The sequence below is a fragment of the Actinoplanes sp. NPDC049598 genome (assembly GCF_040675435.1).
Taxonomy (GTDB): Bacteria; Actinomycetota; Actinomycetes; order Mycobacteriales; family Micromonosporaceae; genus Actinoplanes.
Map to the genome: position 1 here is coordinate 263,732 of NZ_JBFAOX010000014.1, position 22,034 is coordinate 285,765.

Sequence of the window (22,034 nt, forward strand, 5' to 3'; positions counted from 1 at the left end):
GAGCAGCGTCACCGACGGCCTCAGCTGGGGCATGCTGCAGGACCCCGCGCTCGACACCCGGATCGATGCTCTGGCCAAGATGCCGGTGGACCGATCAGCCGCCGAGCTGCAGCCGCGGCGGAGCGGACCGGGGCCCGCTCCGCCGCAGCGGAACGCCATCACGGCTTGGCGAACGCGCCCACCACCGCATCCACGAAGCCGGCCGGGTCCTCGATGTGGGGGAAATGGCCGGTGTCGGGCAGCACCACCAGCGTCGATCCACTGATGCCCTCATGCAGCACCTGGGCCCAGCGTGGCCCGGCGATGAAGTCGTCCTGCCCCGCGACGATCAGCGCCGGAGCCGTGATCTCGCCGAGCCGGGCACGCGAGTCGAACGTCACCGAGTCGAGCTCGCTGGACGGCTCGTGATACAGGATCCACTCCCGCTCGACGCGCTGCTCGTACCGCGCTCGGCGCTCGCCCCAGTCGGCGAAGTACAGCGGCGTGATGGCCCGCAGGTAGGCGGTGGCTGAGGCGTCGTCGTGGCCCAGACCGGTGCCGAACGCCGCGGCGGCGGCCACGATGTCGGGCTGATCCGGGTGACGCCGGGCGATGCTCTCCGCTCCGGCCTTGGCCGTGGCGAAGAAGTCGTCGTCGAGGACCGGCGGAGCGTCGTAGAGGATGAGACCGGCGACCAGCTCCGGGTGGTCGAGCGTCAGCTGCTGGGCCACACATCCCCCGTACGAGTGCCCCAGCACCAGGACCGGCCCGAGCTCGAGTCGCTCGATCAGGGCGGCCGCGAACCGCACGTAGGCGCCGATGCCGTACGAGCTGGGCGAGGGCAGCCGGCCCGACTCGCCGGTGCCGACCGGCTCGACGTAGACCAGGGTGAAGTGCTGCTCGAGCTCGGGTGAGCGCATGTAGGACCAGTGACATCCGGGGCCGCCGGGCAGGACCAGGCAGACCGGGCCCTGACCGGCGACGTGGTAGGCCTGCCGGACGCCGTCGATAGTTGTTTCCACGGTGGGTTCGACGGGCCGTCCCGATCCAGGTTCACGTATGACGCTCACGAGACCCGCTCCCGGATCACTGGTACATGACGTAGGTCGCCTGGTAACCCACCGATTCGCGCTCCCCGTCGACACAGGGACGGGTCGGCGCGAGACCACCACTGGTGTTCAGGCGCTGGATGTAGGTCACCTTCGCCATGATGCCCTTCTTGGAACCGGTGTGACCGGTGGCCTTGAGCAGCAACTGCGGAATGGTGCCAGGCCGCGCTTGCTTGGCTTGCACGGCGGCGGTGACCGTCGATCCGTCGACGTTCGACATCCAGCTCGGGCCGGCGAAGTGGTGCAGCGGGCCCTTGGGTCCGACCAGCAGCGCCTCCGGAACGGAGGCGGTGTCGACGAAAGTGCCGTTCGCGCAGGTGTAGGTCTGCACACCGCTGGCCACGGTGAACTCCCCGAACCTGGTCACTCCGGCCGGCGGGTCGAGAGGCGACGCGGCAGGGGTCTCCGCCGCGTTGGCGTTGAAGGCGACCGCCGTGATGACGATGGTCACCGCGGCGGCCCCCACGGCCCCGGCGGTACGAATCTTGGTCCGGCGTTGCAGCATGCGTACATCTCCTTGTGAGGTGGTTCCTGTCACCTGGAGACGCGCCTGTCGCCGCTCCGTTCAGGCGCGGCGACATGCTTAAGGTTCATTTCATCAGCACGGGCGACCACAACGGCGTCGACCACCCGGTCCGTGTGGTCGTCGACGGCGGCCGCACACCGTGACGGTCGGCTCAGCCCCCTACGGACTGGAATCGCTGAACCGCGTGCGGGCCGACGGGCCGCGGATGCGGTGACGCGTGCCGGCCGTCCAGTTGCCGGCCGATCCATCGCGAGTAGTACACGAAGTCGGTGTACACGACCGGGCCGACACAGGTGATCTCGTCGGTCCCCCGGCTGACGCCACCGACAAGGGTCCACGCGGCACCACGGCGGTGAAGCGCCGGCCCGCCCGAGTCGCCCGAGCACGCCGCGCCGCCCTCGGCGGACGGAGCGACACAGAACTCGCCGGCGGTGATTCCGGCGGCCGCGCAATCGTTGCGGGCGGCCACGTGGCTGTCGGCCTGTTGTAGCACCGCGGGCGGCTGTGTAGCGGTGCTGGTCGCTTTGCCCCAGCCCAGAAGTCGTACCTGTTCGTTCGGGTGCACCCAGTCGGCCAGCGGAACGGCGCGAACGCGCAGACCGGCCGGTACCTTGACGTTCACGACGGCGACGTCGGCGACCGCGTCGTCGCCCTGTGCCCAGTCCCAGGTCGGGAAGACGTCGACCGAGGTGGCCGCCAGGGTGGTGAGCTGATCCAGGTGCGTGGAGCCGGCCTGGACCTGCACCGTGGCGGCCGGTACGGCCTCGGCGGTCGTGGGATCGCTGACGCAGTGAGCGGCGGTCACCACCGCGGTCCGGCCGTGAGCGGTGACGAAGGTGCCCGTGCACCGGCCGACATGTCCCGCCGCATCAGTGGTCAGCAGCCGCGCGACGAACGGGTAGGCCTCGTCGGCGTCGCTCCCACCGACGATCAGCACCCCGGCACCGCCGCCGGCCGGCGCCGACTGCGACGCTGACGCCGGCTGGGAAGCCACCAGTGGCAGGGAAGAGATGACCACGGCAGCGGTGAGCCGCCGGAGCCAGGTACGTGACATCAAGCTGACATCCTCCGGATTGAGCAGATCCGGCCGCGTTCGGCGGTTCCGGGACGGGCCCGCGTCCACTCCGGACATCCCGGCCGTCAGCGACAACGACGGCATGCGGTGAAGAAGGTTCAGCTTCCTCGCGATCGACAGCCACACCGGCGGCGGCGCCGACGCGTACGCTGTGCCGTCGTGTGCCACGGCGGGGCCGGCACTGTGCTGGGCTCGCTGGCCGAAGGGCTGCCCCTGGTCGTGGTGCCGCAGGGCGCTGACCAGTTCGTCCAGGGCGCCGCCGTCGAGCGAGCCGGACGCGGTGTGGCCACCGCGCCCGGGCACCCCGATCCGGAGCAGCTGAGGTCGGCCGTCCGCACCGTGCTGGAGGACACGGCGATCGCCGGCGCCGCGGACGCCGTGCAGAAGGAGATCGCCGGGATGACTCCGCCCGACAAGGTTGCCGAGAAGCTGACCCGCGCGCTCGCGGGCTGAACTTCGGCTCCTCCGGTACGTCCGCAAAGAGAACACTTCCATGTGGACGAAGGGCAAGACGTGGAACCCTCGACGACCCGGCCCGACGGGCTGCTGTCACTCGCTGTGGTGTCGGTCAACGCCATCATCGGCGCCGGCCTGTCCCAGCTGCTGGCCACGGCGCCCGGCGTCAAGGTGACGGACCTCGCCGACAGCATCGTCGCTCTGCACCGCACCGATCCGCCCGACCTCGTCGTCCTCGATCTGCACGAACACCGCACCAGCCGGCTCGGTGCCGACTTCTGGTCGGCCATGCCGGCCGGAGCCCGAGGTGTCGTTCTCTGCCGGAGCGACGATCCACCGGATCTCGCGCTCGCCGTCCGGGCCGGCGTACGCGCCGTCCTCACTCGGGAGACCGCTCCGGGCGAGTTGCTCGGGGCGGTCGAGACCGCCCGCCAGGGCGGACTGCACGTGACCGCCGAGCTCGTTCCGCCATTTCTCGAGCAGGTCGTCGGGTCACCACCGGTGCGTGGGCCACAACTGGCCGTCCGGGAGGTGGAAACGCTGCGTTGGGTGGCGCAAGGCCTGACCCACCGTCAGATCAGCCGGCGTATGGGTCTGACCGAGGCGACGGTGAACACCTATGTCAAGCGGATCCGCGCGAAACTCAACGCCGGCAACAAGGCGGAACTCACCCGGCGCGCGGTCGACCTCGGTTATGTCGCCCCGAGCTGACCTCCGCGGCGGGATATACCTCACCGTCCCAGATCCCAGAGCGTGCCATACAGGCCGTAGACGCCCAGCAGCAACGCCGGCAGGGCGATCTGGCCGATCGTCAGCAGCGGCGCGAACCGGGAGGGGCGGTCCGGCTCGGCCGGGGCACGGTCGGCTCGCCACAGCAGCATCGGCAGGCTGGTTCCGATCGCGATCAGACCGCCCAGAAAGAGAATCGGCATGACGAACGCGTTGCCGACAGCGCTGTGGGCCGGAAGCGTCAACAGCCCGAACAGGCCGGCCACGGCCGCGACCACCGGCCCGATCGCCTCGGAGGTGAACCGAAAAGAGGTCGTCCGAACGAACAGCACGACCGTCGCGACGACCGCCACGGCCAGCGTGAACGGGTTGAACGCGCGGTTGAGCACGATCAAGGCCACGCCGACGGCCAGAGACGTCACGCCGACCAGCACCGTCAGCACGCGGTGGGCCAGATCGACCCGCTCGGAGAGGCGATCCGGGTCGGCGTCGGGCTCCAGGGTGGGCGACGACATCGACAGCCACGACGTGGCGACCAGCAGTCCGGCCGTGCGGGGGGCGGCCGACAGGAACAGCACGCCGGCCACCACCACGGTGGCCGCGATGGCGGCGACGGAGGCGTGCAGCAGTCCGAGCACGGCGAGCAGCACCCCGGCGATGGCGACCAGCAGCGTGACCGCGCCCAGCATGACGTCCGGCACCGCGATCAGCGCGATGATCAGACCGACCACCAGACCGATCTCGACATAGGTCAGGTGGGTGAGGTCCAAGGCGGGATCACCCGGTGCGAACAGGGCCGCCAACGCCGTACAGGGAACCGCCGCACAGCCGAGCAGGGTCCGCATGCCATCCGGCAGAACCCGCGGGTGCGCCCTGAGCAAACGGGCCAGCACCGCGACCCCGACGCCGGCCAGGCCGGCGAGGATGGCCAGGGTGGACCCACGGAAGCCGGCCAGGCCGAGGTATCCCACAGCGGCGACGAGCCAGAGCGCCCCGAGAAGCAGGAAGAGACGGGCGGCCGACCGGGCGTTCCACAGCGCGCCTCTGCCGTCCCCGGCGTACTCCGAGACCAGCTCCCAGACGCTGTGCACGACCGGCTCCACCTCTTCGCCGGCGAGCGTGTCGCGCAGGTAGAGCACCGCGCCGTCCTCGACGCCCTGCTCCGCCAGCGACGAGGACAGCGGGAACGGCGCCGCACCGGCCGGAGCGAGACTCCAGGCCGGCGGCAGCGCGTCGTCCTCGGGCTGGCCGCACAGCCGGGCCAGCTCGTCGGTGTACTCGGCGATCGGCGCCCCGGCCGGTACGGCCAGGTCGACCCGGTTCTGGGCACCGACCACGGTCACGCGGCACCGCGCATCGATCAAAACGTCCTCCAGCTACGGACGTTGTGGTCCTCGGCGAGGTCGTAGTTGTCGGAGACAGTACGGACCGCGTCGGAGATCTGCTTGAGAACGCCGGTCTCCGGGTTGAACAGGGCCGTGGCGTCGCTGTTCCACAACGACTGCACATCGGTGTACGCCTGGCCGGCGCCACCGGTCCACTGGGCCTGGAGCGGAGCGAGCTTCGCCGCCAGCGCGTCGAGCTCGTCCTGAAGCTGCTGGGCGAACCCGGCCAGGAAGACGGGCGCCTCGGCGATGCTGGTCGGGACTTCGATGCGACTGGACTCGATGTCGGGCATGCCCATTCCTCTCGTCAGAACCGGGCCGGGGCGAGCTGCGTATCGCCGCTGGGGGCAAGCAGCCGCACGTTCGCACTCTCGGTCTCCACCACGTTGGAGTGGTTGATTCCGATCGTCTGGGCGATGTCGTCCAGGGTCCGCTGGATGCTCGCGGCATGCTGGTGGTACTCGGCCATGAGGACCAGGAAGGTCTCCTTGGCGTTGCCCATCCACTCCGAGCCCAGTTCGTCGACATATCGGCCGAGCGCGCCGAGCTGTTCACTGATCGAGGTGGCCGCGCTGATGCTGTCCGTCCGCGCCGCGGCCAGCTCGGCCGGCGTCAGACCCCATGGTCCTGCCATCTTCACTCCCTCAAGCAGGGGTCGCGGAGCCATCCGGCCCCAGCGATGCCCTGTAACGATGCCGCCGAACTCCGGGTCGATCGAGTTCCATTTCGGGTGTCCCCGCGATCGGGGCGACGGCCCTATCCGCGCCAGTGGGCACAGTGATTGAACGAAATCGCCTCCAGCGGCGGCTGTTCGATCTCGGCCAGCAGCGGCGAGGGCTCGGTCCACCGCCGCGGTACGAAGTCAGCGTCCGGACCCGCATCGACGCGCCAGATCTCACCGTCCGCGATCGTGTACACGGCCGATCCGGCTCCGCTGGACGTGATCACCAGCCCGTTCTCCTGTGCCACCTCGATCATCCGGCGGAGCTCCATCCAGCTCCGGGGGCCGTTGGACCTGCCATCGCGGCGTTCGCGCTCGCGCTCGCGCAAGAATTCGACCGCACCCGTTTCCTCATCGTCCGGGAACAGGCGGACGCCGGTCTGGAAACGCAGGTCGAGCAGCGCCGCTCGAAAGGTGTCCGGGTCCCAGACAGCCGGGCCCACCAGATCGGCAGCGTCTCGGACGAGCCGGGACAGATGCTGAACACTCTCCGGCACCGGACTCGCCGCGGGCTGCGAAGGCCCGGCCGGCCTCCTGCCGCCAAGCCGCTCGGAGCCGCTGAGAGCGTGCAAGGCTCGGCCCGCGGCCGACCCCAGCTCACGGAACACCGAGCTGCTTGCCGCAAGCCCCGTCCGAGTGGAGACGACCGGGAAGCGTCCCCCGTCCCATGGCGTCTCGGATCTTGTCGGAAGCCCCTCGGTCCAGACTCTGACCGACCGGTTCTGAGCCTGGACGTCCGGTTCGACGTTGAGCGACGGGTGGCGCGACGGAGCGGTACCACGATCGAAGGCGCGTACCACCACGAGATCCGGATCGGCGTTCCAACGCTGCAGCTCGTCGCGGATGACCGCGCTCAAGGCCGTCGCCACGGCGCGGGCACGAGCCGCGCCGGCACCGCTTCCCTCCACGTTGCCGCCGCCTTCGACCACCACCATGGACTGTTGTAAGGCACCACCCGCGTGGCTGCGGACCGCGTCCCGGACGATCTGGTAGCCGAGCGCATCGATGCGGGGCCGATGCCGATCGTGCAGCGCCCTTTCCCGGGCGTCGAACCTGACGGTGCCGGTGCGGTCGCGCCCGGCCGGGTCTGGATGGCGGGGCATGGCCCGGAACATCGTGTCGATACGGATCGTCTCGGTCTCGATCTGGTGCCGATAGGCACGCAGGGTATGAGTGTCGATCCGGTTCCAGCCGAAACTCCGCAGTTCTTGCGGAGCGAGCGGCAGCCCTCCCACCGGCGTGTCGAGATGCGTCATGTCAGTACGAATTCCCATCGCATCGTACTGCGAGACAGGTGGGTTCTGCGGACCGCCGGGAAGCAGAGCGGTGTTCAGGTAGTCCATCAACGTCTGGGTCTCACCGCTGTCCGTCTGCCACCCGTTCTGGAAGACGGTGGGACTTTCCAGCAGGAGCCGCGCAACCTTGTCGTCGATATGAGCTGCGTGAGCCTGAAGTAGTCCCCGGATCGCCTCTGCGTTGTCGGCGAGCCACTCCTGCACGACCGCCGGCAGTTCGCTGCGCATGGCCGCGAGCGAAACCCGCGAGGCGACCAGGAGCTGATTCTTCACAAGCTTGCCCTGGTGAGCCCAATGAACGAGGTGCGCCCCGACGTGGGCGAAAACCGTCGCCATGAAGCCACGCACCGAGGCGGCCTCGAAATCGTTCTCGAAGGCCTGCTGGTCCTGGTGACCCACAAATCCTTCGGCCGCCTGAATCGCGAATGCTCTCGCCCTGGAGGACAAGTCGATCCTGGATCGGGCGTTGACCGTCCGAAGCGTGTCGTTCTGCTCGGCGAATCTCATCAGGTCAAACAGGCCGGCAATCGGGACACCTGTCGTGTAATGAACATATGCCCCGCCCGGCTGGTGTGCCCGCTCGATGGTCAGCGCCTCGACAGCGGGGTTGACGCGGAAGCCCTCCTCCGGTGTGAACCAATCAGCGAACGAGGTACCTGGCTCGACTGTCACCAGCCGGTCCAGCTGGCGTTCGAGAGCCGTCACGACGTCGGACCGCTCAGCGAACCCGGTCTCCCCGTCCAGCAAGCGGTACGGTGCCGTGACCAGCTCGACGATGATTTCGCCCCGGTTCTTGTCCCAAGTCACGTTGAGCGTCGGGGAAGAAGCCAGCTTGGTGATCCTCGAGGCGATTGCCTGGGCCGGCGTGACACCGAGCAGGGCTCGCGTCTCTACTTCGACGCCGACCGCGCCGTAACGGTGGTCGGTAGCCGGATCGATCAGCGCGTCCACCGAGCTGTGCGACACGGTCTCCCCGCCCCGCACCTCCCGTCCAGTCGCATCCACCACCACGACGGACGCCCGCGCCGGGGACAACTCCGGCTCCCCCGCCAACACCCGCGCACCCGGACCCCGCTGCAGGTCGAACCAAACAACCTCCCCACCGGGCAGACGATGCGCACCCAGCGCATGGCCCACCCCACTACCGCGCTGCACCAACGCCAACGCCGTACTAGACGGACCAGCATCTACCAGCCGCTGCGCCACCTCAGCCCACGAGCGCACCGGCACCAGCCGCGCCCCACCGACCAACCCACTCGTCTGACGCCCGTCCAGCACCAGATCGTCGACCGCACCCGCGGCCGCCGCCACCGCACCCGCACGGACACGGCCGCCGCCCGACTGCTCTCTGTCCCCGGCACCAACCCGGCCCGGGAAAAGGCTCTTGAACGCATCATTCAGCAACACCACACACGACGCCGGATCATTCCCCGGCCGCACACGCACCCGATCCGCGACGCTTTCCAGCACCTCGGACAGCGCCTCCCGAGACGCCACCGGCCCGAGGTCAACCGCCACCGGTATGCCCCCGGCAACCTCCGGCATCGGCACATCCAGCCGCCCCGCTGCAGGCTCGGGCGGTGGGGCGATCTCGTCGGCGGTCAGCCGGCGGGCACCCGCCGGCATCCGCACCTCGCCGTCCAAGGGCAGCACGACCATCGCCACGGTGTCGATCGGCAACCGGGCCAGCCCACCGCTCTGCGGATCGAGGAAGGCCACGCCGCCCGGCCCACGCTCCACCACGATGAAGTGATGCGCGTCGGCCGTCCCGCTCCGGATGCCCGTCAGCGCACGCGTTCCCGGCTCAGCCTCCCCCATCACCTCGATCAGCGCCTCCAGACTAGGCGTCAGCCAGGCTTCGGTCCGGTCGTCGGGCAGTCCCCGGCGCTGGCGCTGGAAGGCCAGCATGTCGGCCCCGGGCAGTCGGTCCGATCCGGACGCCAGAAGGGTGGTCTTCTCGGCCACAGCCAGGGCGTAGGTCAGAGTCGCGATGGTGCAGTTGGTCGCGGCCTGCTCCCCGGCCTCCTCGTTCACCCTCGCCAGATAGGGGAAGGCGGCTGCCACCTCGTCCGCCGCGTACGCAGACGGCGGCAGCACACTCTCGATACCTGACGAACCATCTCCGAAGAAGCTCGCGCCGACCCGCCATGAGCCAGTGGAGAGGGCGAGTCTCCGTCGCAGTGTCGAGCGCATCGAGCCGAACCGTGATCCGGCCCGCTCCGACGGCCCGGCCTGGACGACCGGCATGACCTGCCCGGCGCCCCACGGCGTCTCCGACACCGAGGAAAGCCGCTCCGACCAGATGCGAACCGAGCGGTTCTGTGCCTCGTGGGCGCGGTCGTCGAGCGCATCCGGCTGCTGTGAGGGCGCCGTACCGCGATCCACGGCACGAACCACCACGTCGGCCGGCCGGAGATTCCACCTCGGCAGTTGCTGGGCGATCGCCTCGTTCAGCGCTGTCGCAACATGGCGCGCCCGGTCGGCGCCGGCGCCGCTTCGGGCCCGGTTGCCACCGCCTTCGACGTGCACCAGCGTCTGCCGGCTTCGGCCCGCCGCGAGGTCGTGTGCCGCGTCTCGCACGACCTGGTACGCGAGCGCATCGATCCGCTTCTGGTGATGCTCTTCCAGCCTCCGCCGACCGGGCTCGAAATCGACCCGGCCGGTGTGATCCCGACCGGATGGTTCGGGATGACGGGCCAGTGATCGGAACCGACGATCGATCGCAATGGCCGTGGCGTCGATCAGATCCAGGTTGTGCACGATCTCGTCGGTGTCGATGCGACCCCGGCCGAAGTCGCGCAGCTCGTGCGGCGCGACCGGCAGACCACCGGCCGGCGTTTCGAGCACCGTCATATGGGTTCGGATACCCAACGTCTGGTACTGGTCCAGGGGTTGGTTGCCTGGTCCCTCCGGGAGCAGCGCGTTGTCCAGGAACTGACCGAGGAGGTAGCTCTGGCCGCGCTCGGGCATGCTCTGCCTGAAGTCCAGCACGTCCGGCAGCTGGGAAACGATCGAGGCCACCCATTCGTCGTTGATCCCCGCGTGCGCCCGCACCAGGTCCCGGAGCTCCTGCGCGTGATCCGACAGCCATGTCCGGACGTTTTCCGGCAAGCTTTCGCGCATCGCCGACAACGAGACCCGGGACGCCACCAGCAACGCATTCTTCGTCAAACCGAGACGGTGCGCCTGCGCGACCAGCGGAGCCAGCACGTGGGCGAAAGCCACGGTCAGGAAGCCCCGCAGGGACATGGCTTCGAGGTCGCGGCCGATGACGGCTGAGTTCCCATGACGGACGTAACGGCTTGCCGCCATGTCACCGAAGGCGATGGCGGCCCGGGAAAGCGGAATGGACGGCGGTACCTCGTCATCATCGCGACGAACGTTCCGCTCAGCGAATCGCATGAGATCAGGGATTCCCGCGAGGGGGACGCCGGTCGTGTACTGCAGGAAAGCCATGCCTCGTCGGTGTCGCGCCACGATGTTGAAGGCGTCGACGTCCTCTTCGAGCGTGAAGCCGAGTTCCTCGGAATAGAAGTCCCCCATCCTGGTCCCTGGCGTGACGTTCCGAAGCCGTTCGAGCTCCCGTCGCAGGTCGGCGATGACCGCGGTCCGATCCCTGTGCGTCGTCTCTCCGTCGAGCACGTTGTACGGCTTGGTGACCAACTCGATGATCGCGAAACCGCCGTCATGATCGAGATGCGCCCGGAGGTTCTCCGAATCGGCCAGCACCTCGATCATGAGGAAGAGTTCCTGCTCCCGGGAGATGTTCACGATGGCCGTGGACTCCGCCTCGGCGCCGGTAGCGCCGTACCGGTGGTCGGCGGCCGGATCGATCAACGCGTCCACCGAACCGTGCGACACCGTGTCCCCGCCCGGCACCTCCCGCCCGGCCGCGTCCACCACAACCACCGAAGCCCGCGCCGCCGACAACGTCGGCTGCCCGTCCAACACCCGCGCACCCGAACCCCGCTGCAGGTCGAACCACGCGATCCGCCCATCCGGGAACCGGTACGCACCCAGCGCATGACCCACCGTGTCGCTGCGCAACGCCAGCACCAACGCGGTAGCGGCACCCGGCGACGGAACAGCCCGCAACCGCCGCTCCACCTCGTCCCACGAGCGCACCGGCACCGACCGGGCCCCACCGATCAACCCACTGGACTGACGCCCATCCAGCACCAGATCATCGACCGCACCCGCAGCCGCCGCCACCGCACCCGCACGGACACGGTCGCCACCCGCCCCGACCCTGTCCCCGGCAACAACCCGGCCCGGGAAAAGACTCTTGAACGCATCATTCAGCAACACCACACACGACGCCGGATCCTCCTGTGGCCCCGCCGGCACACGATCGGCGACCCGATCCAGCACCTCGGACAACGCCCCCCGCGACACCACCGGCCCCAACGCAACCGCCGGCATCGGCACCTCCACCGGCCCCACCGCGATGAAATGAACAACCGCCGACGACGGCAGCGACGCCACCCCACCAGCCTGCGAATCCAGGAACACCACGCCGTCCGCGTCCCGGACGACGTTCAACACATGACCCGGACCAGCGCCCCGATCACTCACCACCACAAAACCATGCGCACCGACACCAGCCGACAACATGCCCGCGCTGATCGCCTCGAAGCCCGACACCGCCACCAACGACCGCGACACACCCGGACCCGCGCTCGCATCGGCATAAGCCTCCAGAACAACCAACGGCAACCCCGGCCAACCCTCCTTCAACGGCGGCGCCCGGAAACTCCCCTCCTCAGCCAAACTCATGTGCAACGCCAACGCCGTCAACACACAATTGGCGAAGGACCCACTACCAGGCTCCGGCTCGACTGCCCGCCCACCATCGTTGACCCGTGCCAGGACTGCGCCGTAACGAGACTCGAACTCCAGCTGACGGTCGCCGGCCGGATCCCACCACGACAGCCCGGATCTCGGCGGACCGCTCGCCGCGAGATCGTCGCCACCGGTCACCGGCAACGGACCCGCCGCCAGCCCCGGAACAGGTGGGAACAGATGATTGATCAGTTGCCGCACATGGGCGCGCGCCTGTTGGATCTCGCCGGCGGGGATATTCGCATGAGCCTCTTGCGCGAACAGACCCACCTGGTTGTCGAGGCGGGCGAGCGAGCCGCGCAGGTTCAGCCCGGCGCCCGGCCAGTTCGACGCCACACGACCGACATCGACCCGAACCTGACGGATGAAATCGGCCAGGACGAACCAGCGCGGATCGGCCCTCCGGGCAAGGCTGTCGATCGAATCGATGGCGGCCACGACCCCACCGACCACCGGCGCCTGAACAACCTGCCACAACGGTGGGGGCGCCCCCATGGCCCGTTGCCAAGCCTCGTCGTACAGCCGGCTGATGTGGTCGACGATCTCTACGGAGTGTGCGACGAACTGGTCGACGTCGACATCGATGTCGCGGAATGCCCGGATCTCGATCAACACCAACGGCAACGGAGCCAATCCGGCGTGGTCCAGGGCATGATAGAAGCCCTCTGTCTTGTTGACGCCCAAAGCCGAGAACTGGTCGATGACGGCCGAGACGTCGTCCGGATTCAGGGCGCTGATCAGGTATTGGGCGGCAGTGTGGGGAACACCCGCCTCCAAGATGTTCTCCGGCAAGGCCGACAGGGTTTCGGGGTGCAGGTCACGATATCGAGTGACGAAAAACGGCAGGAGTGACCCGTGGTGGCGACGAAGGAAGTTCTGGACGTTCATCGGTAGCGCCTGCCGGATCGCCGAGAGGGGATGGCGGACGGCCAGCGGCAACTCATTCTTGATCAGGTGCTCTTCATCGCGCTCGATGTCCGACGACACCACGGCGACCGCGTGCAGGAAGACCAGTGCCAGATAGCCTCTGAGCGCGGTCACCGATTCGTCGAAGTCGAAGAGCTCGACCGACCATGTTCCCGGCCCGACCAGTTCGAAGACGAATCGCCGCGCAACCTCGTCCGCGAACAACCTGGCCGCATTGACCCGGAGCTCCCAATCCCGGTGCGGGATCCGGCCGTCGCGTGCCATCCAGGCGATGAACGACTCGAGGCCGGTTATCGGCACCCCCACGGTGGTCTGCACATACAGCGGTCGGTCGCTCGGGAAGGGACGGGCGACCAAGAGGTCCTCGAACCCGGGAGTGATGTGGACGAAGAGGTTCGCCGGGAACACCTCGGCGAGACGAATCCCTGCGTCTTGGTCGTTCGTGACCGGGGCCGTCATCAGTCGTTCCCAGACCCATCGGAACACGTCGCGCGTCACTTCCGGGGTCCACAGGTCGGCTTCGGCCGGTGCCACGCGCATGGGGAGCGTGACAATTTCCATGATGGTCTGTTCCAGCGACTCGAGCGGTTCGGCCCCTTCCCGCCGCGCATGCTCCGGATCGCTGTAGAGCAAGCCGTCGTCGCCGACGGTCATGGATCGATTATCTATCTCGATGTTCATGGCGGGGGCTTGCACCAGGACAAGGCCCCGATAGATTCTTTCCTCTCTGGCCGACTGGTTCACCATGACCATGGCTTCGATCTCGTGCCCGATCGCGCCGTACCGGTGGTCGGCAGCCGGGTCGATCAACGCGTCCACCGAACCGTGCGACACCGTGTCCCCGCCCGGCACCTCCCGCCCGGCCGCGTCCACCACAACCACCGAAGCCCGCGCCGCCGACAACGTCGGCTGCCCGTCCAGCACCCGCGCACCCGAACCCCGCTGCAGGTCGAACCACGCGATCCGCCCATCCGGGAACCGGTACGCACCCAGCGCATGCCCCACCGCACTACTGCGCTGCACCAACACCAACGCCGTGCTCGACGGACCGGCATCCACCAGCCGCTGCTCCACCTCGTCCCACGAGCGCACCGGCACCAACCGAGCCCCACCGATCAACCCACTGGTCTGACGCCCGTCCACCGCCAGATCGTCGACCGTCCCTGCTGCCGCCGCCACCGAGGCGAACCGGCCCGGATGCAAACGCTTCAACGCCTCACCCAGCAGCACCACACACGATCCGGGATCAGACACCGGATTCGCTCCCACCGAATCGGCTGCCTTGTCCAGCAGACGGGACAACGCCTGATGAGACCTGACGACCGCTTTGACCGGCGCCGGCCGCGGACCGGCGGGAGGACCGGGCCGGGCATCGCGCAGGTGGGCCGGAAGAGCACGCTCGCCCACCCCACCCGTCGTGGACCTCGGCCCAGCAGGCACCCCCAGCGGGGCATCGCGCAGATGGGCCGGAAGCGCACGCTCGCCCACGCCACCCGTCGTGGACCTCGGCCCAGCCGGCGGCGCCGTCGGCCGGCTCCGCAAGCCGGCCGGCGGAACATCACGCTCGACGGCCGGCAGCGGGTCCAGCGAAGTCAACTCCTCCCGTGGTCCCAGCTCGTCGGCCTGCGGCGCGGCCTGGACCGGGGGAACGACGACGGTCCCTTCGACGGCCGGTGCTGCGGAGGAGCCGGGCGCTGAGATCGTCCCGGTCTCCATCAGCGACACGAACTGCCGCTCGTCGAGGATGACCTTGCGCTCGAGGGGCACGATGATCTCGTGGACGTCCGCCCCGGACGTCCCGCGAATCATCTTCCAGCCCGTGGGGGAATCGAGGCTGAACGCGTCGAGCCGGTCGGCGACAACTTCGCCCGCCCCGTCGAGCAGGGGAAGGACCAGGCGCAGACCGAAGTCGAGAGCCAGCTGGTGATAGACCCGTTCGACCTCGCCGTCGGCCCGATCGAGAACGAGCAGACCACGGATGCCGCCCTGGTACTTCTTGCTCACATTGCTCAAGTGGGTGAAGACCTCGTTCGGCTCCGCCCGGGCGGGGTCGATGACGGTGACGGAGAACGGCCGCTCCATCGGCAGGTAACTGATGATTTCGCGAAGTTGGGGGCGCCGGCCCGGTTCCGGTGGCGCGGACCTGGCGACGGTCAAGCGCGCCTGCCGGAACCACCACTGCGCCGAATCCGACTCCGCGCCGTACCGCTCGGTGAGGTCGATCGACGTGGCCAGAAGGTGATCGGCCTCCTCCGGCGTGACGAGACCGGAGGCCGGATGCAGCAGCTCCAGCTCGACAGCGGGCAGTTCCCACGTCCCCTGGTCAGCCCCCGCCGTGGAACCGCCGGCGAACGACGAACCCGGGACGAGACTGTCGGCAGTGACCGGCCGGCCCACGATCGAGCTGACGTGCACGGCGAGTTTCTCGCGGAAAGCCTGATCATGGGATTGCAGGAAGAGCCGGGCACCGCCGGCAGTGCCAGCCGCCGGTTCCTGCAAGGAGGCTACGGCGTACTCGCCGAGCTGCTCGACGACTTCGGCCAGCGGAAGCCGCGAGCGCAGAGGAAGTCCCTGCAAATTTCCCTCGGCCGAGGCGACCGCCTGCAGCGCTGCCAATGCGGCGATGCCCCGAACGACCGGAAACGCCTCCAGACCTGCCCGGTGGAACACATCGACGTTCTCGCTGGTGACCGGCATCTTGGACGCTACTTCGGCGTACCAGAGCTCGATCTCCCGGCCGAAAGCGCCGGCGGCCTCCCGGCGTAGCCGCAAGCCCTCCCGAGCCGACTCGGGCACCCACCGCGGCTCCTCGTCGAGCAGCTCGTACAGGTTCACGGCAGCGACGATCGCGGTGGGCGGCTCCGTGTGGACCTCGGCGGCCGACCCCGACGTCGGAGCGGGCGGCGCGCCGCCAGGCAGCCGTCCCCAATGGCGGTTGTCACGGAAATATTCGAAGACCATGGTCTGGACCGCGGTCGGATTGGTGCCGGGCCGCCATTGCCGCAGCTGGTCGCGAGCCCGGACGATCTCATCGGCGGTGGGGGTGGCGGTGACGGTGGCGGTCCGCCGCCGGTGGGCCGCCAGCCGCCGGTTCACCTCGTTGATCAGTTCGTCGTCCTCGGCGTCGGAGGGCGACGACAGCGCGTAGGACAGGTGGACCGGGTACCGGTATTCGCCCGCCCGAATGACAGTCGGTTCTGATTCCGAGGTCACACCCAACGCCGCGTGGACCGACAGCGGAAGGGGCAGGGAGCTGAAGCCACCCAGCCCCTCGGTCCGCGGATGGACGAGATCCAGGGTGACGGTGCGGATGCTCTGCCGGAGGCCCGGCACCCCGGCCAGATACCTCACCACGGCGGACCACCCGGCCGCTTCGTCCGGCAGTGACGCCATGGCCGGCGCGACAGCGGTCAGGTAGAGATCACCTTCGCGTTGCACCAGATGCCGCACGAGAGTGGTGATGACATGCTGCAGGACCACCACCGGGTCCGAGGGCAGCTGTCCCGGCGTCCGGGTGAACGGTTCCCGGCCCACCCAGCTGTGGGCCGCGCCGACCTGTATCGCCTCCGGCGAGATGCCCGGCATGTCGTCGGGATGTCCGAGGCCGACAAGGGTCAGCAATCGGTCGAGCGCTCCCGGACCGGTCCGGTACATCAGCGAGCTTCGCCGCGCGTGGATCGCCGGATAGGCGAAGAGCTGCGGGTCGTATTCCTGCACGCGGGCGGGAATGAGGGCGTCCTGTCGTACGGTGTAGGACCGATGGGTGACATGCCGGTGGGCATTCATGAACGGGCTGTGCCGGGAGCTCAGGAAGCTCGAATTGATGACAGATACCGGGTCCTGGTTCCGCAGCACCATGATGGCGAATCCGCGCTGCTCGAACGTTTCCCGTAGTCCCGCGAGCGACACGATCGTGTCGTCCAGATCGGCGTAGAGCCCACCGAATCGGTACATGACCTCGATGCGCAGGATGTCGCTGGCGGCGGTGTAACCGCGGACCTCCAGTTTGGACTTCTCCGACCGGTAGAAGTCGTTGAGCGCCATCGGCTCGTCGGCGTTGAAGATCTCGTCCACATTGATGAGTAGGACGTGTTCGCGGTCGGCCCATTCGATCATGTCGCGTAACTCGGGGTACGGGTTCTGCCCCTGAGCCCGGGCTTGCTGCACCGCCTGGATGTCCCGTCGCGGCACATCCGTCCACAGCACCGTTCGCCAGTCGCCGCCCAGAACGCGGGCCGACGCCACCAACACGGCCCGGGCGTCGGCGTCGACCAGGGGCCCGCCCAACCAGATCGCGTGCCTCAACAGCGGCATCTCGATGGCGTCGTCCAACCGCTGCGCCCAGCCACCGGCGACGAAATCCTGCTCGGCGTCCGGGCCCCACCACTCCGGCTCGGCCACCTCGGCCGACCAGATCCGCGCCTCCGGGGCCGCGGACGGCCGAGGGCCGGTCAGGTTGAGCTGGTCCAGGAGAGGCCCCAAGCGCCGGGTGGGTTCATGGCTGGCGGAGTAACCCGGGTTACCAATCAGGGGCACGAACCGCGGACGGTGCGCGGGAGCGCGCAGGCCGAAGAAATCCGTGCCGAGCAACTCGTGAGCGTGGGGAGCGGCGAGGGTGGTCGCCCGCAGCTGGGCCAGCAGTCCATCGGCCCGCCTCTCCGTGGTGGCCGCCGCGTCGGGCGGCGCGCCGCCGGGAAGCCGTCCCCAGCGTCCGTTGTCGAGCAGATACCGGCTGACGGTCCGTGCGGTCACGACAGGCCCGGCATGGTGGCCCCGGGCGCGGTACTCCCCGACCGCCTGAAGGATCCGGTCGGTCGGGAAGGGCTGCCCGGCGCCCAGCTCGATGTTCACCTGGGTGACCAGTTCGGCGTCGGCCTCCGAGAGGACCGGCCCGACGGGAGCGGCGGTCAGCTCTGCGGCCGAGAGCGCCCCTCGATGGTCGGTCCGCTGCTCACCCGACAGGCCGATCTGCCAGCCCGTCGTCGAGATCAGGTGGTGACCGGTCCACGTGCTCGCGGGCGTCGTGCCGAACAGGGACGGGAGCGGACGCAGGACCCGTACCTCGTCCGGCGCGGGTCCGGCCTCCGCGAGGAGATCGGCCAGTCGTTCCGGCGTGATGTCAGGGTCGTCCACGATCAGGACCGTCAGCTCGCCGACCTCGAGCAGGCGAGTGCCGGGCCGGCCAGCCGGGGCGACCGGAGCAGTGCCGAACCGTGGCGCCGCCATGCCACCCAGGTCCGTGGTGGCCGAAGGTCGCGGGACAGTCCCGGCGGCCGCACCGCCGGAGGTGAGCTCGATGATCCGGTCGTCCCGGTCCACGACGATCCGGGCCGGGCCGCCCAGCAGCCTCTCGGCCCCGGCCACGTCGGTCACCGTTTCGAGCCGGGCGCCGGCCGGGCTCTGCGTCTCGACCAGGATCAGCCCGTTTGCGGTTCGCTGCGCGATGACCAGGTGTTCGGGCTCGGTGTCGCGCTGGGCCCAGATCAGGGTGACCGCGCCGGCCGGCAGGTCCCACAGGCCGCCGGCCGAGATGTCACGCCACTGGCCGCCGACCGCTTCCGCCAGCAGAGGGGCGGTCCAGTCGGTCCGCGGGTGCCGCACCACACGAGCCATGCTCAGAATTTCACCGGCGCTTTGGGCGCTGCCGGCCGTCCCCTCGCTCGCGGGGGGCAGCGCGGCCAGCGCGGGAGCCAGCCACGGCACGACGTCCTGCCGGTAGACACTCTTGATCGCCGCACGAGCCTGCAGGTGCAGTCCGGGGTGTGCCTCCAGGACGGTGTCCAGGGCGTCACGCAGCGACTGAAGGGCCGCCGGGCGACTGGCCGGGGCCGCCCGGGCGACGGCGAGCTCGGGCTGCGCGATGTGGAGGGCGGCGAGCAGCGCCGCGTGCGCCCCGGCGGTGGCGGGATCGGTCCGCGGCTCGCCGGGAAGGTCGAGCGTGACTTGCGGCAGGTTCCAGATCCCGCTAGTCGCGGTCCGCGCCGGCGCCGGACCGGGACCGGCGATCGACCGGCCGGCCCCCGTCGGCTCGGCGGCGAACAACTCGGTGAGGACCTCGGCGAGCGAGGTCGTCCGCCCGGCGACGCTGACCTGGGCCTCCCAGACCGGGGCTTCTCCACTCGGCGGGAGAGTGCCGCCGAAGGCGTCCCGCACGACGTGGGTGTGAGTGGTCAGGAAGTGATGAATGGCCGGGCCGGCCACGGCGATCATGTCGGCCATCGACTGCCGGGTGCGGATCGTGGTGCCGGCCTCGGCGCCCATCAGGCCGGCCAGGGTCTGCTGCCCGAGCACGAGGACCTCGATCAGACCGGCCACCGGCCACGACGTGTACGCGATCTCCGCCGCGTCCGCCGGTGAGACGGTCTCACCGGTCTTGTCGTGCAGATAGTGGGCGGCGACCTCGTAAGCGGCGTCCAGCACCGCCGGCTGCCCGACGAGAACTTCCCGCATCACATGCAGGACGCCACCGCCGAGCGCGACGGTGGCGGTGGCGGTGTCCGCCTCGGCCGCCGCGATCTGATCCTCCGCCACGGTGATCTGCGCGCGTGGTTGCTCGTCCCGGACGCCGTTGACGATCTGATCGGCCCAGGCGCGGGCGTCTCCCGCAGCGACACCGAGCAGCAGCAGCTGAGAGATGATCTCCCGCTGGAGATCGGTGGGATCGCCGGCGAAGTCGGCGGCCGGCCACGGCAGGCCACGAGCCGCCCGGTCGACCGCGAGTTCGGCCAGCTCGGCCGCCCGCACCTCGAGGACGGCGACCGGGCCGGGTGACTCGGCGGCGGCGCCGGACAGCAACCGGCCCACCGAGCCGAAGTCGACGGCCCGCACGGCCCGGTCGCCCTCGAGCACGTGCGGTCCGGTCGCCGTGAACAGACGGCGGATCGCGAACGGAATCCCGGCGCCGTGCCACGTGCCCGTCGCCGGGTCGCGATAGTGGTCGATGACCGTGTCGACCTGGCCCAGCTCCCCGTGAAGCAGCTGCGTCAGGGCCGTCCAGAGCGTCTCCGGATGTTCGGCGAGCCCGAACGCGGAGGCGATCGCCGTGAGGTCGAGAACGTTGGTGCCGGCAACGGACAGGCCGGAGTCCAGCAGCGCGAGCGTGCCGGCGCGGTCGTTCAGCGGAACCCCCGGGGCGTCGTACGGACCCGGCTGGTGCGCGGCATAGCTGAAGCCGGCCTGCCGAGCCCGCACCAGCTCGTACGCGACGGCCCAATGGTGGTGGGCGGTGAGCGGCCCGTGAATCTGCCACGACCCGCCTCCCCTGACCTCCCACTTCCGGTCGGCGATCAGCGTGGTGCCGACCTCGTAGACAGGCATGGGACGCCCACGCTGGGCCAATTCCCGATGCAGCTCAGCGCCGATGCCGGTGGTGGACAACAGGGTGATCGAGTCGACCTCGTCGGCGAGGTCCCGCATCACCCGGTCGGCCACCGCGCCGGCGGGCTCGCCGTCCGACGCCCGGATCCCCAGGGTGCGCCGGTCCCCGGCCCAGGGGGCGGTGACGTCGATGTGCCCGCCCTCGCCGATCAGCCGCGAAATCGCCTCGGCGCAATCCTGGAGCCGCTCGGCGAGACCCGGTGGCAGGGTGTCTCCCGGCGGGCTGGCGGCAACGCCGGTCCGGCTGCCGAAATTCGCGGGCGTCAGCGCAGCCATCAGATTGTCCTCAGCGTTCCACTAGTTCTTCGTCGGGTTCGATGGCCACCTGGATCACCGGCGGAGGATGTCCCCGCCGCACCAGCGAGCCGCGGCCGGGTGGTTGCGGGGCCGTGCGCAGGCCACCGATCAGGGCCCCTTCCCGGGGATCGCCGGACAGCAGCGGGCCGGCCGCGCCGACCTCGATCGTCTTGCCGAGCAGATTGCCGCCGGACAGCGACCGCGCCACCCCGGCCGTGCGGTGGGCGGCGACCATGTGGAAGCCGACCTCGCGGGCCCGGGCCAGGTAGGGGGTCAGTGGCGCCAGCGGGGACGCCGGGCCGGCGGCCAGCAGTCCTCGCCGGTAGTCGACGATCATGAAGCGCGCTTCCTCGTCGCTCACCGCGGCAGTCACCGTGCGCATCCACGTCCGCAAGGCGTGGGTCTTGCCCGATCCGCTGTCGCCGATGACGGACAGGTGGGCCTCGTCCGGGGTGGCGGTCAGCATGATCGGCATCGCCCTTCACGCCGGTCGGGAACCGCGTCTCGGCCAGCCGGCGGAGTGTGTCCGACGGATCCGCCGAACCCTGACCGCCCCCATGCGCTGCACGTGAACTCGGCTCGCATCGGCTTGAAGGTGTCGGCCGCCGGGGTGCGCCACATCAAGGACGCCGAGCGGAAATCGTGCTCGATCGCGTCGTCTGTGGTCGCCTATCAGCACATTGAACTTCGCCCAGGAAGATTTTTGCGCCATCACTCACCTCCAGCTTGCCACCGTAGGTGGGCCGACTCCGGTTCTGCATGTCACCGTTTTGATGACCGGCTCGGGGATGTCCGGGACACCCGCATCGTCGTGAACCATGACGCAAAGCCTGCGATCCGGTACGAGTGGGATGATCAGCCGTTGCCGAATACTCAGCGTCTTCCCTGATCCATCCGACCTCGAAGCGGCCGGTCACCGTCGACCGGCCGCTTTGCGCCTATTCAGCTACGCAGGAGATTCGGACCGCGCCACCGGCGAGGTGCGGGTAGCTCTCCGCGTAGCCGTTCGGGTTGCCGCGGTTGGTCAGCTTGACGCCGATCATGCCGTTGTGCACCGGGAAAGTGCCCAGACCGACCCAGCTCGAGTGGTGTGCGCTCTGATTCACGACCTTCTCGCCGGACGGATTGACATAGGTCGTGTTACTCGCCGTCGTGCCGTGCACCACGGCGAAATGGGCACTGCGCGCCGCCACGTCGCGCGCACTCGAGCTCGTCGGCACATACAACGACAGCGTGCACGACTGCGCCGCACTACCCACCTGAAATCCCCACACGATGGACTGCCCAGCGCTGTCCGCATCGGAACCGGACATCGG

11 protein-coding genes are annotated in these 22,034 nt (G+C 69.3%); 2 read left to right on the forward strand and 9 right to left on the reverse strand.

From position 1 onward, the window contains the following. Positions 1-158 precede the first annotated feature (158 nt). The 3 genes from AB0J66_RS30245 to AB0J66_RS30255 form a co-directional block, all read right to left on the reverse strand. Positions 159-1,001, reverse strand: coding sequence for an alpha/beta hydrolase (locus tag AB0J66_RS30245; RefSeq protein WP_364667687.1), 843 nt, complete (start codon positions 999-1,001; stop codon positions 159-161). Between the two features lie 64 nt (positions 1,002-1,065). Then, a complete protein-coding gene (locus tag AB0J66_RS30250; RefSeq protein ID WP_364667690.1) occupies positions 1,066-1,593 on the reverse strand; it encodes a DUF3455 domain-containing protein in 528 nt (175 codons plus the stop codon). A 172-nt stretch (positions 1,594-1,765) separates the two neighbouring features. Continuing rightward, on the reverse strand, positions 1,766-2,668 hold the full coding sequence (locus AB0J66_RS30255) for a trypsin-like serine protease (protein WP_364667693.1): 903 nt from the start codon (positions 2,666-2,668) through the stop codon (positions 1,766-1,768). 180 nt (positions 2,669-2,848) lie between these two features. Here AB0J66_RS30255 and AB0J66_RS30260 point away from each other — a divergent pair, with 180 nt between their 5' ends. Further along, positions 2,849-3,142 carry a nucleotide disphospho-sugar-binding domain-containing protein gene (locus AB0J66_RS30260; RefSeq protein ID WP_364667695.1) on the forward strand — a complete coding sequence of 98 codons (294 nt, stop codon included), beginning with the start codon at positions 2,849-2,851 and terminating at the stop codon, positions 3,140-3,142. 60 nt (positions 3,143-3,202) lie between these two features. Further along, positions 3,203-3,856 carry a response regulator transcription factor gene (locus AB0J66_RS30265; RefSeq protein WP_364667698.1) on the forward strand — a complete coding sequence of 218 codons (654 nt, stop codon included), beginning with the start codon at positions 3,203-3,205 and terminating at the stop codon, positions 3,854-3,856. A 20-nt stretch (positions 3,857-3,876) separates the two neighbouring features. On the opposite strand, the gene eccD is transcribed toward AB0J66_RS30265, so the two are convergent. The 6 genes from eccD to AB0J66_RS30295 all read right to left on the reverse strand — a co-directional run. After that, on the reverse strand, positions 3,877-5,217 hold the full coding sequence (eccD, locus tag AB0J66_RS30270; protein WP_364667701.1) for a type VII secretion integral membrane protein EccD: 1,341 nt from the start codon (positions 5,215-5,217) through the stop codon (positions 3,877-3,879). Between the two features lie 17 nt (positions 5,218-5,234). Beyond that, on the reverse strand, positions 5,235-5,552 hold the full coding sequence (locus tag AB0J66_RS30275; RefSeq protein ID WP_364667704.1) for a WXG100 family type VII secretion target: 318 nt from the start codon (positions 5,550-5,552) through the stop codon (positions 5,235-5,237). A gap of 14 nt (positions 5,553-5,566) precedes the next feature. Beyond that, positions 5,567-5,893 (reverse strand): WXG100 family type VII secretion target, encoded by a 327-nt coding sequence (locus AB0J66_RS30280; protein ID WP_364667706.1) that lies wholly within the window; start codon positions 5,891-5,893, stop codon positions 5,567-5,569. 122 nt (positions 5,894-6,015) lie between these two features. Then, complete coding sequence (locus AB0J66_RS30285) at positions 6,016-20,697, reverse strand: toxin glutamine deamidase domain-containing protein (protein WP_364667709.1); 14,682 nt, start codon at positions 20,695-20,697, stop codon at positions 6,016-6,018. A 10-nt stretch (positions 20,698-20,707) separates the two neighbouring features. Then, positions 20,708-21,193 (reverse strand): hypothetical protein, encoded by a 486-nt coding sequence (locus AB0J66_RS30290; protein ID WP_364667711.1) that lies wholly within the window; start codon positions 21,191-21,193, stop codon positions 20,708-20,710. A 463-nt stretch (positions 21,194-21,656) separates the two neighbouring features. Continuing rightward, a partial coding sequence (locus AB0J66_RS30295; RefSeq protein ID WP_364667714.1) for a hypothetical protein occupies positions 21,657-22,034 on the reverse strand: 378 nt, incomplete at its 5' end.

Bases quoted from the DNA above. Each gene is read 5' to 3' on its own strand.
- AB0J66_RS30255 (WP_364667693.1), bottom strand. From the start codon at position 2,668: ATGTCACGTACCTGGCTCCGGCGGCTCACCGCTGCCGTGGTCATCTCT.
- AB0J66_RS30290 (WP_364667711.1), bottom strand. From the start codon at position 21,193: ATGCCGATCATGCTGACCGCCACCCCGGACGAGGCCCACCTGTCCGTC.
- AB0J66_RS30250 (WP_364667690.1), bottom strand. From the start codon at position 1,593: ATGCTGCAACGCCGGACCAAGATTCGTACCGCCGGGGCCGTGGGGGCC.
- AB0J66_RS30280 (WP_364667706.1), bottom strand. From the start codon at position 5,893: ATGGCAGGACCATGGGGTCTGACGCCGGCCGAGCTGGCCGCGGCGCGG.
- AB0J66_RS30285 (WP_364667709.1), bottom strand. From the start codon at position 20,697: ATGGCTGCGCTGACGCCCGCGAATTTCGGCAGCCGGACCGGCGTTGCC.
- AB0J66_RS30275 (WP_364667704.1), bottom strand. From the start codon at position 5,552: ATGCCCGACATCGAGTCCAGTCGCATCGAAGTCCCGACCAGCATCGCC.